Raw genomic sequence first — 15804 nt, 5'->3', positions numbered from 1 at the left:
GACATCGGCCCCTATACAACGAAATACTAGTATGGGGTGCGTGATTACTTGCCAATGATCTCTTGACGATGGGCCAACCCCCAGTAATGAAGCGCTTCCATAACATTCTCCAGCGACATCCCGTGGGCCGTAATGGAATAGTCAACGGTCGGAGGAAAGGTAGCGTGAACAGTTCGTTGGATCAGCTTATTCGCTTCCAGGCTTTTTAGCTCCTTGGACAGCGTTTTGTCGGTGATGCCGGTAACCTCTTTCGCCAGTTGGTTGAACCGCTTGTTTCCCGTTGATAAGGCAAATAATATGAGCAGCTTCCAACGACCTTCCAGCGCTTCCAACGCATCTTTAATCGAAAGAGCCGTTTTGGGACATCCACCTGTGGTCAACATGAGTTTCTGGGACAAAGGGACCGATACTACCCGATTGGAAAGCACTATCCAGTGGGGAAGTACCGGCCAGTCGATAGCAAACATAGCTATTTTCGCGCTACTACGAAAAAACAGCGCATCATGGCCCATCAACTAAAGCCGTCGAAAACAATACACATTCTCCTTTGGGTAGCACAACTGGTGCTGGCATTGACCTTTGGCTGGGCCGCCCTAATGAAGTTGTTTCAGCCTACGGCCACGTTAGCCGCCATGTGGCCCTGGGCCGGTCAGATCCCTGAAGCATGGGTGAGGGTTACCGGACTGATCGACTTGCTGGGTGCACTTGGGTTGGTTCTGCCTTCATTCCTGCGCATTCAGCCGAAACTGACACCCGTCGCAGCGATCAGTATCGTTGTACTGATGGTCTGCGCCAGTATTTTTCACATTGCCAGGGGAGAAGTCGCACAAATAGGGGCGAATGTCGTGTTTGCCGGTATAGCGGCTTTTATAGCCTGGGGACGAATGAACAAAGCCCCGATAGAACCGAAATAAAAGCGGACCGCCACGCAGCATCAAATCCATAGCCGGGTATCACCGGATTATGGCGCTTCCCCGGAGCACCCGTTGGTTCCTGTCAGCAAGGTTGACGTAATAAAGCGATAACAGACGATGGTCCCAGCTCACCGTCGGACGTCCGGCAGTCGCTCAACGGGCAGGCATTGGCCATTGGTCAAGAAACGGCTACAACAACCCAAGATTCGGCTACGGGAAGGAGTCCGGACGGGCAGACCTTTGTGCATCAAACTAAAAACACAGCAACATGAACATCGTCGTAACAGGTTCGTTAGGGCACATCGGCCAACCGCTGACGGCGGAATTAGTACAGAAAGGGCATACGGTTACGGTCATCAGCAGTAATCCGGAACGACGAGAGGCCATTGAAGCCCTGGGGGCCACCGCGGCCATCGGATCACTGGAAGACGCTGGTTTTCTGATCGCTACGTTTGCCGGGGCCGACGCTGTGTTCGCCATGGTGCCGCCAAACTATGCCATGCCCGATCAGGTAGCGTATTACCGCCAGATCGGTACGAACTACGCACGGGCCATCCGGCAGTCGGGTGTCAGGCGCGTGGTACACCTCAGCAGCTACGGGGCGGATCTGGACAAAGGGACCGGGTTTATCCTTGGGTCACACCATGTCGAAAACACCCTGAACGAGTTGCCAGACGTGAACCTTACCCACCTGCGGGCCGCTTACTTCTACTACAATCTGTACAGCTTTGTGGATATGATCAACCAGCAAGGCATCATGGGGGCCATTTATGGTGGCGATGACAAATTGATCATGGTGGCTCCGAGCGATATTGCTGCCGTGGCAGTCGAAGAACTGGAAACATCCGGGTCGTCGGCCGCGCGTACGAGGTCAACCATTCGCTATGTGGTAAGTGATGATCGTACCGCCAGCGAAGTCGCTCGTGTTTTGGGTGAGGCCATTGGCAAGCCGGATTTGACCTGGGTAACCGTTAGTGAATCGCAAACGAAAGACGCGCTAACATCGAGTGGAATGCCAGCTTCGCTTGTGACTAACCTTGTTGAACTGGGATCGAGTATTCACAACGGTACCCTGCGTGAAGCGTATGACCTGCATCAGCCAGTAGTTACGGGCAAGGTGAAAATAGAGGATTTTGCGCAGGACTTTGCTGCGGTTTTTAAAAGGTAGTGTTGCATCTCCCCAAAGAGGCTATCGCAAAAGGGTAGCCTCTTTGGGGATGCTGATTTAACCATGTGTGTGATCGGAACGGTGCCGCAACTCCCGGCGTTGAAAAAAGTCGGTGATTGCGTTTGTAATCAGAGCCTAAGTAATGGTTAATTCCAGCTGATTTAGGTAGTTTTGGCTGTGTGTCTCCTGCACCAATCGCAATCCATTATGAAACTTCATTCGTTCACGAAATACGCGTTAGTCCTTTCTCTCTCATTCCTGGGTCAGCTGGGGATGGCGCAGACCGTTTCGGTTGATACGTTCAGTACGATGCTCAAACAGAGCCAGCAGCCTCAACTGATCGATGTCCGGACACCGACCGAATTTGCTGAAGGTCACTTGCCAAATGCGGTCAATATCAATTCCCAACGGACGGATTTTAGTCAGGCGCTGGGTGAACTCGACAAAACCAAGCCGGTATTTGTGTACTGCCTGTCGGGAGGACGCAGCAAACGGGCCGTCGATAAGTTGCATGAGCTGGGTTATACTGATGTCCATGAACTGAAAGGGGGCTATCTCAAATGGTCGTCACGGATGATGCCGGTGGAAGGAGTGAACCGGTCGAACGCTAACCCGCAATGGACTACGGCCCGTTTCGACAGCCTGATCCAGAAAGAGCCGCTGGTGTTTGTGGACGTATATGCGTCTTGGTGCGCGCCTTGCCAAAAGATGGCCCCGATCATCGACAAGCTTTCGGAAGAGATGGCGGGCAAGGTGACCATCGTCAAACTAAATGCCGATGCGGAGAAGCCATTGATGACGGCCTACGGGGTCGATGAATTGCCGACTTTATTAGTTTTTCGCAATGGCAAGTTGGTTAACCGCGAAATCGGATTTCGCGACGAAGCGGCTCTACGCGCCCTGATCAAGTAAGGTTCTGTCCCTACGGACGATTGCCGGTAAACGGGTTGGCGCACGGTTTGTCAATTGAACGACTGTCTGAATTCAATGGGCGAGCGGTCGGTTTTTGTCTTGAACAATTTACTGAACGACTGCGGATGCTCAAAACCTAAGGCATACGCGATTTCGCTGACGGATAAGTCGGTCGTCGATAGCTTCTCTTTCGCTTTCTCGATCAGTTTATCGTGTATATGTTGCTGCGTACTTTGACCGGTTAAGACGTTAAGCAGATTGCTCAGGTAGTTCGGCGATACGTTCAGGGATTCGGCAATAGCGTGAACGGTCGGTAAGCCGTCTTTCGCCAGAGAGTCGCTGTTGAAATAATCGGACAGAATGGTTTCCAGGCGAGCCAGGATGGTATGGTTACTGATTTTGCGGGTGATGAACTGGCGATGATAAAATCGATCCGCATGCTTGAGCAATAGCTCGATCTGAGCAATAATAATAGGCTGACTGAACTTGTCAATGTTAGCGTGGTATTCCTGTTCAATGCTCTGCATCATCCCCGTAATGACCACTTCTTCTTTTTCGGAAAGAAACAAAGCCTCGTTGACGGAGTAATCGAAAAAATCATACTGCTTCAGCATTTTCGCCAGCGACGTGTTCCAGAGGAAATCGGGATGAATGAGCAGCATCCATCCCGACCGTTTTATCGTGGCCCCTTTCTTAAGCTCGATGCCAAACACCTGACCTGGCGACATGAAAAACATGATCCCCTCATCAAAATCATACGACTGTTGCCCGTATTTGATTTTAGCATTGAAATTCCGCTTTAACGAAATTGAATAAAAATCGAACACCAGGCTGATGGACTCATCACCAAGCCAGTGGGTAACAGCGTCCATGTTAATTACACTAACCAGTGGGTGCGCCGGTTTGGGCAGCCCCATCGCCTGGTGATACTCGCTAATGGTCTTGATCCGACGAGGTTGCGTGTTCGCCATAAATCATCGTTGTTCGTTTTGATTAAACACCGCAGCGAATTCCTGCGCGAAATCTTCCAGTTTCACCTTGCCCATAACTGCTGGCTTATGCAGGTCATAATCGTGATGCAGCGAACCCGTATGACAGGCACCGTACATTTCCACCAGCTGGGCTGCCACGTTCGGCGGTACGCCGTTTGCTTCCATGCCGTTCTGCATTTGCTCATCGGTGGTCGTTACCCAGGTCAGATCAGGTTTGCCAATGGCCGCGCCCAGCAGCTGAGCGATCTCCTTGCAGGTCCGTTCGTCACTGGCCACATAGCGAATGTGCCTGCCGTTACTTTGGTTCACCAGCTCATCGGCAGCCGCAGCCGCAATGTCTTTTGGGGATACCAGAACGACCCGGTCATCGTCGCCATAATTTGCCGCAATGAATCCCGTCGCTTTGATCATGCCCACGTACGCATACAAATTGTAGTAAATGTAGGTAGCACGAAGGTGCGTGAGTGCTTCCAGGCCGGGCAAGGCATTCAACGCATTTTCGACGTGATGATGACCAACGATTAATCCGGTCCCTTTGTCCAGATCCGACCCGTAACTGCTGACATAGACCACACGCTTTATGCCCGACAGCGCAAGTGCCTGTACAAGGCACTCGCCTAATTTCGCCGTCCGCGCTATTGGGTCGGGAACGGAATTTTTGGGTGGAACCATGGCATGCACCACATCGGCACCGGTAAACGTAGCCACTAAAAAATCAACGTCCTCTACGGAACCGATGGCCGCAGTGGCCCCCAAGGCTTCAATGGCCCCTTGTCGTTCCGGATTACTGCTGATGACCGTAACCGTATGCCCTTTCTGTACCAGCTCCGCCGTCAGCGGTTGACCGATATGACCTAATGAACCCGTTATGACAATGTTCATGTTGCTGTGTTTTGTTGTTGCAAAGTTCAGCAGCCACAAACGGACAGACGTAGCCGAATCTACGGTCGTTGTAGTCGAACGTGAGGGGTATCCGGTAAAACTGACGCTTGCCCCTACAGCATGGGCAGCTAACCGGTCAAGGTCGGACTATTTTATTTGAGGTTATTGGTGCTTTTCAGAGCCCAGTAGACAAGCGCGGGTTGAAAGAGCAGGCGTACCAACCGCTTCGTGTCCGTATCCAGACCAAATGCGCTGCGGTCATTGACATACTGTGATATGTTGCCGGGGAAAACCGCCGTGAAAAACGAAGCGGCTACCTTTCCAACCGTCTCCTGGTGTTTTTCATTGGTCAGCACGAGGCTACTGCCCAGTGCAATTTCGGCGATGCCCGAATACACCACCGTATCATCAACCTTCAACGGAATCCAGTCGGGAACCTGAGCTCTGAACGCCTTGCGGGCGAAGGTCAGATGGCTTATTCCGGCAAAAATCAAATTGGCACCCAACGCAATTCTGGCTATCTTTTTCAGGTCTTTCTCGCTCATAACCGTACTTATTTTTTGGTTGACATCGTATGAGCTATAGTAACTCGATTTACGGAGTCAGGGTTTTTGGCCGCTCCTTGACAAACCAGTAAAACCCGTATCGATCAGAATCACGGCGTGTGGCTTCATACGCCGTATCTTGGAGATACGGCGTATGAAGCCACACGCCGGCAACAGACTTACAGATAATGAACCCGTTCTTCTTCTAAGTCCAATCGCAGTAAATGCTTGCGGACGACTTCTTCGTTGGTTACGGGGTCTTTGTTCCACTGGCGTAACCACTGGCGCTGCTGATCAAGCAGTTGCAGGTAAATGGCCTTGTGATCGGACGTTTGCAATTCATCGTCGAGCAACTGATTGCTGTCTTCCCATTTTCTGACCAGTTGCTGTAGGGCGGGATGCTCGTTCACCTGCGCGGCATACTCGGTTTTGAGATGAGTCAGACTTTCGGCAACCAGCTTTTTATACATCAGATGGTAGTCTTCCTCTTCGGGTAAGTGGTGATCGGAGTCTGGCAACCGGAAGACCCGGATCAGGTAGGGCAGGGTCAGACCCTGTAGCAGCAGCGTCGACAAAATGACGATGAACGTAATGAAAAGGATAAGGTTTCGTTGCGGAAACGCGACACCATCGCTCAGGTGAACCGGAATAGACAAGGCGGCTGCCAGCGACACGACCCCGCGCATACCAGCCCAGCCCAATACAAAAGGGCCTTTGATACCCGGATACGTTGAATCAGCGACGGTTATGAAATTTCGGGCAATCATGGTGACGACAATAGCCCCGAAAGCCGACAGTAATCTGCTAATGATCAGTACCGCCGTGATCAGCAAACCGTAGCCAACGGCGGTGATCGTACTGACCCCATCCAGGCCGGCGGTGATTTCGGGGAGGTCCAGCCCAATGAGCATGAACACCAGTCCATTCAGAATAAAACTCAGCGATTCCCACACATTGACGGCCCGCAACCGACTGGTACTGCTCAGGAAAAGATGCCGTCGCTGGGATAGGAGCAAACCCCCGCTAACCACGCTCAGCACGCCCGAACTATGGACCGATTCGGCTGCAATGTACATCACATAGGGCGCGACCAGTGTAAGCACAAGATCGGTGTTGGCGTCGGTTGGGAGTAGGGTGTGCAGCTTGAAAAAGAGGTAGGCAATGGCTAACCCGATCGCTACACCGCCGAACACCATCCAGCCGAAACTAAGGGCTGCATCCTGCACGATAAAATGCCCGGTACTCACGGCAATGAGGGCAAATCGGAAGATAATTAAGCTCGATGCGTCATTGAGCAGACTTTCGCCCTGAAGCATGGATTCCAGTCGTTTGGGTATGTTGACAAATTTCAGAATAGCCCCGGCACTCACCGCGTCGGGTGGTGACACGATGCCTCCCAGCAGAAACCCCAGCGCCAGCGTAAAGCCCGGAACAAACATACTGGACGCCCAGGCCACGGCAAACGACGTCAAAAACACGACGATAAACGCGAAGCTGCCAATAATCCGTCGCCACTTCCAGAGTTCTTTCCAGGAGATGGCCCAGGCGGCTTCGTACAAAAGGGGTGGCAGAAAAATAACGAAAATAAGTTCGGGGTCGATTTGAATTAGCGGTACGCCCGGCACGAAACTAATCCCTAAACCGGCCAGTACCAGCAAGATAGGGTACGCCACTTTGATCCTGTTGGCCAGCATGATCAAGAGCACGATGATAATGATAAGGGCTAAATAATACGGGAAAAGATGAAGCATAGTTGAGCGTTGGTTTCCACTGCATAAATGACCTGTGATATAATTAACCCGGATTAATAGACAGGACCTGGCGAATGAATGGCTCTTTGCCTTTCGTATAGCTTCCACGATCAGTTATGTATTGGCGGCTAAGTTCCTGTTTTATCTGTTCATATAGTGTCCGACTGGCTGGATGATTTCTTAAATGGTCCCTAAACCGTATTTTGTTATGCCAATCCGGGTTGCCAACGGGAATGATATGTAAAATATGAGTTTCCATTTCCTCTGTACCTTTTACGTAGACCGCCTGTTCGGGGCCGAGTCGGTTAACACGCTCTTTGTAGCCGCATCGCGCCAGTTGATTAAGAATATCGTCGTCAATGGGTAACGTTTGTATGTTGATGGCAATGTCGATAATTGGCTTAGCCGACAAGCCCTCCACCGCCGTACTACCAATATGTTGAATAGCCAGCGCAACACCCTCGAACACGGTTAGCAATAAATCACGCTCCGTTTCATAAGCCAGTTTCTAGGCAGACTGATAAGGCACCAGCGTAACGGTTCCCCGTTTAACGCCCAGACGCATACTGTTGTCCATTGGTCAGTTTTAGTTGCTGAGGAATACAAATTGTAATCGTTGTGGTGTTTACATAAGCAGGGTTGCAAATTAATCCGTAACATTATGCTTTACTTGCCATAGAATCAATCTGTATTCGCCAGAAATGTGCCTATTTGTTCTGTATTTAATTTGTATGAGCGTACACACGAAAAATTCAAAGAATACGGTCCTTCGCCGGATTGTGATCAGTTCGTTATCGTTTATATATATGTTGCTGGCTGGCAGTCTGTGCGTTGACGCTCAGCCGAATCTACGTAACGGCATAAACCCCCAGAGTAGCGATGTCCATCATCTCCTGACCCAATATTACGCCGATTTAGGGAGTCTGAGCCGTTTTTATACCGTAACCGGATCGCCCGAACGACGAGTGCGGTTGCAAAAATTCCATACTGACTATCTGAAGCAGGTCGAACAACTGAATTTCGACCGGATGAACACCGACAGCCGGGTCGATTACCTGCTGTTTCGGCGGGACTTACAGCAGCAACTCGATAAGCTCGCGGTCGAAGCTACGGAACGGGAGCAGATCAACGCCTGGTTCCCCTTTGCGGATACCCTCTATGCCGTCGAGAAATTACGTCGCCGGGGTCATGTGCTCAACGCGAAGCAACTGGCTCAGAGTCTGACGACTATCGGTACGCAGATCAGACAGAGTCAGCAGCAACTCGACAAAAGTAAAACGCTGGATGTCGCATTGCTGCGCCGGGCCGAATCAACGGCCGAAGGGTTACAAAAAGCGTTGACCAGTATTTATTCCTTTTACAATCACTACGACGCCGATTTCACCTGGTGGGTGCCGGAGCCTTACAAAAAAACGGATAGCCTGCTAACGGCTTATACGGCCTTCTTTCGTCGGAAAGGTTACGAAGCGACACCCCTCAAAGAGGATGGCAGCGGCATTCGGGGCATTGCCGTTGGCCGGACCGAATTGCTGCGTCAACTAAAGGTCGAACTGATTCCCTATTCGCCGGAGGAGTTGATCGAGATGGCCAATCAGGAATTTGCCTGGTGCGACCGCGAACTGTTGAAAGCCGCGCGCGAGATGGGGTTTGGCGATAACTGGAAGGCCGCTCAGGAAAAAGTGAAAAACAGCTACGTGCCCATTGGCAGACAGCCCGAGATGATTCTGCGCTTGATGACCGAATCGGTGGCATTTCTGAAAGCGAAGGACTTGATAACGATCCCACCACTGGCCGAAGAAACCTGGCGAATGACCATGATGTCGCCCGAGCGGCAGCTGGTCAATCCGTTCTTTCTGGGGGGCGAACAGATCATGATTTCGTACCCAACGGACGGCATGAAACACCCGGACAAACTGATGAGCATGCGGGGGAACAATCCTCATTTTTCGCGCGCCACGGTGCACCATGAGCTGATCGCGGGTCACCATTTGCAGGGGTTCATGAACAACCGTTACAAAACGTATCGTCATTTTGATACCCCGTTCTGGATAGAAGGCTGGGCCCTGTACTGGGAGATGCTGCTCTGGGAACAGGGCTTTGCGCAGTCGCCGGAAGACCGGATCGGGATGTTGTTCTGGCGGATGCACCGGTGCGCCCGGATCATCTTTTCGCTCAATTACCACCTGGGCAACTGGGGGCCGCAGCAGTGCATCGACTTTCTGGTGGATCGAGTCGGTCACGAGCGGGCCAATGCGGAAGGCGAAGTCCGCCGGTCGTTCATCGGTGGTTACCCGCCCCTGTATCAACTGGCCTACATGACGGGTGGCTTTCAATTTCTGGCCCTCAAGAAAGAACTGGTCGACAGCGGAAAAATGACGCACAAGCAGTTTCACGATGCCGTCCTGCAACTCAACTCGATGCCCGTTGAAATGGTCCGGGCCATCCTTACCAATCAGCAGTTACCAAAGGATTTTACAACCAAGTGGCGATTTTACGCCTTGAAACCGTAACCGGTCCTGTTCCGAATGGCCATGCGTAGCGCGTTAATAGTTATCCTTGTAGCGATGATCGAACCGTTTTTGTTTGATCGGGTGAAGCGGAATCTGTAACCCCCCCGTCGATTCGAGCCAGTCGAATACCTGTCCTTTCAGGTCCTTGGCAATTTCCTGATGCGCCGGGCTACGAATCAGGTTATTCACTTCCTGCGGATCGGCTTTTAGATCATACAACTCGTTGGCATCCCAGACGCCGTGGTTGAAAATGTATTTGTAGCGGTCGTTCCTGACGCCGAACATGGTAGGCGTTTGCGGAAAATCAGCCTCCCAATAGTACTCGTAAAAAGCCCGATCGCGCCAGGGGATCGATTCGCCTTTGAGCAGGGACAAAAACGAATTGCCCTGCATCTGAGTTGGTTTGGGAAGACCCGCGTAGGCCAGAAAGGTGGGAGCAAGGTCTATATTCTGAATGACCTGATCCAGCTTCGTGCCGGGCTTGACCACCGCCGGGCAACGGACCAGCAACGGAACCCGCATCGACTCTTCGTACATGTGCCGTTTGTCGATGAGCCCCCGTTCGCCGAAGCTAAATCCGTTGTCACCCATGTAAACGACCATCGTGTTCTCCAGCTGACCATTTTCTTCAAGCCATTTCAGCACCCGCCCAACGCTGTCGTCGACGCCCATCAGCGTTTCGCAGTACTGCCGGTAAAAATCATTGAAGTCGATCGCGCCATGATACAGATAATCAACGCCATGCCAGCTATACCGCTGTTGTTTGACCCAGTTGGGCATATCAGCCATGTTGACTTTCAGCGCGTTCGATTCAGGACTTGCTGAGGGTTTCGGCCCCCAGATTTTACTGGTGTCGCTGGCCGTCAGGTACATCGTTTCCGGGTAATTGATCGGCATGTTTTTATACATCCCCCGATGTCGTTTGGCGGGCTGAAATTCGGAGTGGACGGCCTTGTGTGACAAGTACAGACAAAACGGTTTGTTTTTGTCGAGCGAGTTGAGCCAGTTGACCGCATAGTCGGTCAGCAGATCAGAGATGTAGCTGCTATCGCGGTGGGCGACCTGTTTGCCGTTGATGTTGAACGTCGGGTTATAATAAATACCCTGCCCTTTGAAACTGAGCCAGTAATCGAAGCCGGGCTGGGGGGCGTCGTCCGTGTTGCCCATATGCCATTTTCCCATGAACGCAGTCTTGTAACCCGCCTTTTGCAGGTACTGGGGAAAGAATTTCAGGCCCGGTGTCAGGGGCGCGAAATTGTCGACCACCTTGTGCGTGTGCGCGTACTGTCCGGTCAGGATACTGGCGCGGCTGGGCGAACAGAGAGCCGTACTGACAAAGGCATTGCGTACATGGGCTCCTTCCTTCGCCAGCCTGTCCAGATTGGGTGTCTTTAGACCGGCGACCTTACCCGTGAAGCCCATAAAATCGTAGCGATGATCATCGGCCAGAATATAAATGATGTTCTTGGGTTTCGTTGCGTTCGGTTTCCCCGTTGTTTGGTCTGGTCCCTCCGTAAACGAGGTCTGCGGACGAAACGCAGCCAGCGAACCGACAAGTAGGAGAAGGCTGATGGTGTACAAGAGTGGGTTTTTCATGATTCAGCAATTGTAGAACGAAAGTAGCAGGATACAATCGATTTGAAAGCATGGTGCATTGCCTGAGTATATCCGAACGCTACCCTAAGCAGGTCGAAGTCGGTAAATACCCAGAATTTTGTATCAATTGGTTGTTGAATACAGGACGTGACGGTCTGTCCGGCAACCTGTTCAACACGATCCACGGCTTCTGTAAATACGATTGCCAAAATTATTTTATTAAAAGAAGTTAAATAAGTACGTTATCGGTGGATAAGGCAGAAACGTTACCTGATTCGGTTTAGGCGAGATTGGGTAACGTTCGCGCGTAACCATTTTGCCTAAAATTGGTTTATTCTTAGATAGTTTTTCCTTTTGTCAGTAGCGAAGGTCAGTATAGCGTGCAATAGGGCAAACGAGCGGTTGGTATGCTAGTTATGATTTCTCAGAACTTGCTGGAAGAAACCGGTGTGTGCGCTCAATCTGAGTACCGTAGTATCAATTCCACATTTCTTTTATAACAAACCAAAACCCGATTACGGACGTTATTCCTTAACTGGTCTTTAATGCTTTTTTAATATTAACGCTTTTTTTTAACAACAATGACGGTGAGTAAGCTTCAGCAGCCACCCCCATCGCCCCTTCAGCGACTATTACGGCTACTAGGAACTGAACGAAAAGATATAGTCTACATTCTTCTGTTCGCCATTATCACGGGCTTGATCGGCCTTACCCTGCCACTAGGCATTCAGGCAGTCTTCAATCTGGTTTCAAGTGGTATGATTTTTAGTTCGGTCTATGTCATGATCGGACTGGTCATTATCGGCGTTCTGGTTGGCGGCCTGCTGACGATCGTCCAGTTTACGCTGGTTGAGATCATTCAGCAGCGCATCTTTGCCAAGGCCGCGTTTGAATTCACGTACCGCCTGCCCCGCATCAAACCGGAGGCCATGGAAGGGTATTACCCCCCCGAACTGATGAACCGGTTCTTTGACGTGGTGACCCTGCAAAAAGGCATGTCGAAGGTGCTGATCGATCTGCCATCGGCTGCGGTTCAGATTCTGTTCGGTATCATTCTGCTCTCGTTCTACCACCCAATTTTCATCGCGTTCGGTCTGGTTACACTCCTGGTCATTTACGTCGTTGTCCGGTTGTTTGGCCCGGAGGGAACACGGACCAGCATCAAGGAATCAAGCGATAAGTACAAGGTCGTCGATTGGCTCGAAAGCTATTCGCTGCACCTGGCGGAGCATAAAGACGGTGAAGATACGGCCAATCCTATTGCTCAGATCGATTCCCGACTGGCCAGCTACGTGAGCCACCGAAACGATCACTTTCGCGTTCTCAAGCGGTTCTATTACAGTTCAGTTGCGTTCAGGGCGCTGGTTACGGGTGGCCTGCTGATCCTGGGAACATCGCTGGTCGTAAGTCGCCAACTGTCTTTGGGCCAGTTCGTTGCGTCGGAGCTGGTGATTGTACTCGTCACGGGAGCCGTTGATAAATTAACCTCCAGCATCGATACGATTTTCGACATGCTGGCTGGTGTCGAAAAAATTGCCGCTGTAACTGACTTACCGATAGAAACTGATACAACGACACATGCTTAATATCTCTAATCAGTCGATTGATGAGCAGATGTTCGTCGACTATCCGCTCAAAACATTACACGAACTCCCGCACCCCCGAAGTAGCCGACGGCTGGGCCGCTGGATGCTCTTTTTTCTTTTCTTAACGATTGTCGTTTTACTGCTCCCCTGGCGTCAGAACATCAGTGGGAGCGGCACCGTCACGTCGCTGACGCCAGAAGATCGGCCGCAGTCGCTTCAGAATGCCATTGCTGGACGGATCGAGCGGTGGGCAGTTCGTGAAGGGCAGTACGTACGAAAAGGCGATACGTTACTGGTCATTTCTGAGGTCAAAGATGAATATTTTGATCCCAACCTACCGGAGCGACTCAACGAGCAGCTAGCCGCCAAACAGGGTACCCGGCTGGCAACGGAAGCCAAGATTACGGCCCTTGACGGGCAGATCAAAGCCCTGGGTACGGGCGTAACGGTCGATCTGGCGTCGGCCCGAAACCGCGTTCGTCAAAATCAGTTGCAGGTAGGCATCGATAGTGCCGATCTGGTCGCTATCCGCCGAAACTATCAGATTGCCGTCGACCGGCTGGAACGGTACGAAAAAGGGTATCGGGACGGGTTGTTTTCGCTCACCGATCTGGAAACCCGGCGCATTAGTCTCCAGCAGGATTACGCCAAGGTCATTGTGCAGGAAAACAAACTGAACGTGACGCGTCAGGAACTGGCCAACGCCCGGCTCGACTTGCAGATCATCCAGGCTAAATACCAGCAGGAAATCGCCAAAACGATGTCTGACCGCAGCTCGGCAGTTTCAAGCAAAGCCAGCGCCAACAATGACATTGCTGTGATGCGCAATAAGATCAGTAATGTAGACGTACGGCGGGGATTGTACATCATTCGTGCCCCGCAGAACGGCTACGTGGTGCGAACGCTCAAAGCGGGTATTGGCGAAAACATTAAAGAAGGGGAGTCCATCGCCACTCTACAGCCTGCCAGTCCAACGCTGGCCGTTGAGCTGTACGTGCGGGCAATGGATGTACCACTGATCCAGCGCGGGCGCATGGTACGCATCCAGTTCGATGGGTGGCCTGCCATTCAGTTTTCGGGCTGGCCAGCCGTTGCGGTCGGTACGTTTGGCGGTCGTGTCGCGGTGATCGACGTTGTCAGCAGCCCCAACGGGATGTACCGTCTGTTGGTCAGACCTGACACTCGTCCGGGCGATCAGCCGTGGCCAAAGCAGCTTCGTCTTGGTTCGGGTGTTATTGGCTGGGTTATGCTCGATGATGTGCCCATTTGGTATGAACTATGGCGGCAGCTCAATGGATTTCCGCCGAGCCTGCGCAACGAACCTACCACGACCGAAAAAGTATGAGATCATTCGTTCGTCAGTTCTGTTTCTGGAGCCTGCTGCTCTGGACAGGATCGGTAGTTGGGCAACAGATCCCCAACCGTCCGGCTACGGTTCGCCAGCCCGCGACTCCGGTAGCCACCGAAGTCCTGTCGAGAACGGCTATATCGGCGTCAGGTACGTCGACCGGGGCGGTGTCGTGGTCGATCACTCCTCCGGCAGGTACGTCCGCATCCGATACAGTACCCGTATTTACGGCAGAGGAATTTTACCAGGCTGTTTTACAGCATCATCCGATTGTCAGACAGGCTGGTTTGCTGAGTCAGGAAGCACAGGCGCAGGTGCAGCAGGCCCGTGGCGCATTCGATCCCCGGTTATTTTCGGACTATAAGCGCAAGAATTTCGGGAATACGCTCTACTACGATAAGTGGCAGTCGGGTTTGGTCGTGCCCGTTTTGCCGGGTGGCCTCGATGTAAAGATGGGGTACGACCGGAACATGGGTAAGTACCTGAATCCTGAATATACCGTTCCGCCCACGGGCCTGATCGCGTTTGGGGTGAGCGTACCGGTTTCGCAGGGATTGCTCATCGATGCCCGCCGGAACACCCTTCGGCAAGCGCAGTTGGGTATCAACCTGGCCGACGCCGATCGGCTGTCGCTTATCAACAAAACGATCCTGGACGCGGCCAAGGCGTATTGGGACTGGTATCTGGGTTATCAGCAGTTTCGCTGGATCGAGCGCGGCTATCAATTGGCCCAAACGCGCTTCATCGCCATTCGGCGGCAGACGCTGATCGGTGACACGGCGCCCATCGATACCACCGAAGCCCTGATCACGGTTCAGGACCGGCAGGTCCAACTTCAGCAAGCGGTTGTTGATCTGCAAAATACCCGCCTGGGTTTAACTGCCTTTTTGTGGAGTGCGAAGGACAATGCCACTCCTCAACCCGTCGATTTGCCACTTGCCGTTATTCCGCAGGCGGCTCCGCCGAATCAGATCGATCAGGTTCAACTTCAGGAGCTGCTCAACCGAGCTGCTCAACAGCACCCGGACCTGATCAAACTGGCCAGTAAACAACAGCAGCTAACCATCGAGGAGCGATACCGACGGGCCTTACTGTTACCGAAAGTATCGGTTGAAGCCAGTCTGCTGAGCCGGGGTCCTCTTTCGGAAGCCAACTACGACGGATCGAATGCGTATGGTTTTCAGGCCGATAACCACAAGATTGGGGTCGATCTGGCCTTTCCGCTGTTTCTGCGCGCCGAACGGGGTAAACTCCGGCAGGTCCAGCTCCAGAACCAGCAGACCGGTCTGGAACGGCAACAAACCGGTCGCGATATTGTCAACCAGGTGCAACAAGCCTGGAACGAGCTGGCCGCGCTGGAACGGCAGATTGTTACTCAGCAGCAAACGATGGCCAATCAGGATCGGTTGGTCCGTGCCGAAGTTGAAAAATTTCAGCTTGGTGAGAGTTCGTTGTTTCTGGTCAATAGCCGGGAAGCAAAACTCATCGACTATCAGATCAAGTTGGAAGAGTTACGCTCTAAACAACAGAAGGCACTGGCTAACTTGTGGTACGCAGCCGGCACCAGCATCGGTACGCGCTAGCTCGTGTATAAGCTCCG

Annotated in this window: 14 protein-coding genes; 7 read left to right on the top strand and 7 right to left on the bottom strand. The window is 52.1% G+C overall.

The features are described from left to right. Positions 1–44: 44 nt before the first annotated feature. Complete coding sequence (locus GK091_RS14265; protein WP_317166302.1) at positions 45–467, bottom strand: winged helix-turn-helix transcriptional regulator; 423 nt, start codon at positions 465–467, stop codon at positions 45–47. A gap of 36 nt (positions 468–503) precedes the next feature. Between GK091_RS14265 and GK091_RS14260 the strand changes: the two genes are divergently transcribed. From GK091_RS14260 to trxA, 3 genes are all read left to right on the top strand, one after another. Continuing rightward, complete coding sequence (locus GK091_RS14260; RefSeq protein ID WP_164039301.1) at positions 504–914, top strand: DoxX family protein; 411 nt, start codon at positions 504–506, stop codon at positions 912–914. Positions 915–1182: 268 nt separating this feature from the next. Beyond that, a complete protein-coding gene (locus GK091_RS14255; protein ID WP_164039299.1) occupies positions 1183–2082 on the top strand; it encodes an NmrA family NAD(P)-binding protein in 900 nt (299 codons plus the stop codon). A 207-nt stretch (positions 2083–2289) separates the two neighbouring features. Then, on the top strand, positions 2290–2994 hold the full coding sequence (gene trxA, locus GK091_RS14250; protein WP_164039296.1) for a thioredoxin: 705 nt from the start codon (positions 2290–2292) through the stop codon (positions 2992–2994). Positions 2995–3044: 50 nt separating this feature from the next. Here the strand turns inward: trxA and GK091_RS14245 are convergent, their stop codons facing one another. From GK091_RS14245 to GK091_RS14225, 5 genes are all read right to left on the bottom strand, one after another. Then, positions 3045–3965, bottom strand: coding sequence for a helix-turn-helix domain-containing protein (locus GK091_RS14245; protein ID WP_164039293.1), 921 nt, complete (start codon positions 3963–3965; stop codon positions 3045–3047). A 3-nt stretch (positions 3966–3968) separates the two neighbouring features. Further along, entirely contained in the window at positions 3969–4868 is a 900-nt protein-coding gene (locus GK091_RS14240) for an NmrA family NAD(P)-binding protein (protein WP_164039290.1), read from the bottom strand. Positions 4869–5020: 152 nt separating this feature from the next. After that, positions 5021–5413, bottom strand: coding sequence for a DoxX family protein (locus GK091_RS14235; RefSeq protein ID WP_164039289.1), 393 nt, complete (start codon positions 5411–5413; stop codon positions 5021–5023). Between the two features lie 179 nt (positions 5414–5592). After that, positions 5593–7164, bottom strand: coding sequence for a Na+/H+ antiporter (locus tag GK091_RS14230; RefSeq protein ID WP_164039287.1), 1572 nt, complete (start codon positions 7162–7164; stop codon positions 5593–5595). 43 nt (positions 7165–7207) lie between these two features. Then, the gene (locus GK091_RS14225) at positions 7208–7669 is read right to left on the bottom strand and encodes a GrpB family protein (protein WP_262889194.1); all 462 of its coding nucleotides are present in this window, start codon (positions 7667–7669) and stop codon (positions 7208–7210) included. Between the two features lie 301 nt (positions 7670–7970). Between GK091_RS14225 and GK091_RS14220 the strand changes: the two genes are divergently transcribed. Then, the gene (locus GK091_RS14220) at positions 7971–9674 is read left to right on the top strand and encodes a DUF885 family protein (RefSeq protein WP_164040805.1); all 1704 of its coding nucleotides are present in this window, start codon (positions 7971–7973) and stop codon (positions 9672–9674) included. A 33-nt stretch (positions 9675–9707) separates the two neighbouring features. Here the strand turns inward: GK091_RS14220 and GK091_RS14215 are convergent, their stop codons facing one another. Further along, entirely contained in the window at positions 9708–11270 is a 1563-nt protein-coding gene (locus GK091_RS14215) for a sulfatase family protein (protein ID WP_164039282.1), read from the bottom strand. Between the two features lie 581 nt (positions 11271–11851). Here GK091_RS14215 and GK091_RS14210 point away from each other — a divergent pair. From GK091_RS14210 to GK091_RS14200, 3 genes are read left to right on the top strand one after another with little or no spacing between them, the layout of a single operon-like run. Then, positions 11852–12856 carry an ABC transporter transmembrane domain-containing protein gene (locus GK091_RS14210; RefSeq protein WP_164039279.1) on the top strand — a complete coding sequence of 335 codons (1005 nt, stop codon included), beginning with the start codon at positions 11852–11854 and terminating at the stop codon, positions 12854–12856. Further along, positions 12849–14201 carry an HlyD family secretion protein gene (locus tag GK091_RS14205; protein ID WP_164039248.1) on the top strand — a complete coding sequence of 451 codons (1353 nt, stop codon included), beginning with the start codon at positions 12849–12851 and terminating at the stop codon, positions 14199–14201. Before GK091_RS14210 ends, GK091_RS14205 begins: the two co-directional genes overlap by 8 nt. Next, the gene (locus GK091_RS14200; protein WP_164039243.1) at positions 14198–15787 is read left to right on the top strand and encodes a TolC family protein; all 1590 of its coding nucleotides are present in this window, start codon (positions 14198–14200) and stop codon (positions 15785–15787) included. Before GK091_RS14205 ends, GK091_RS14200 begins: the two co-directional genes overlap by 4 nt. The last annotated feature ends 17 nt before the right edge of the window (positions 15788–15804 follow it).

The organism is Spirosoma agri, from assembly GCF_010747415.1.
In the GTDB taxonomy this organism is placed as follows: Bacteria; Bacteroidota; Bacteroidia; order Cytophagales; family Spirosomataceae; genus Spirosoma; species Spirosoma agri.
This window is presented reverse-complemented; position numbering and strand designations above follow the sequence as displayed.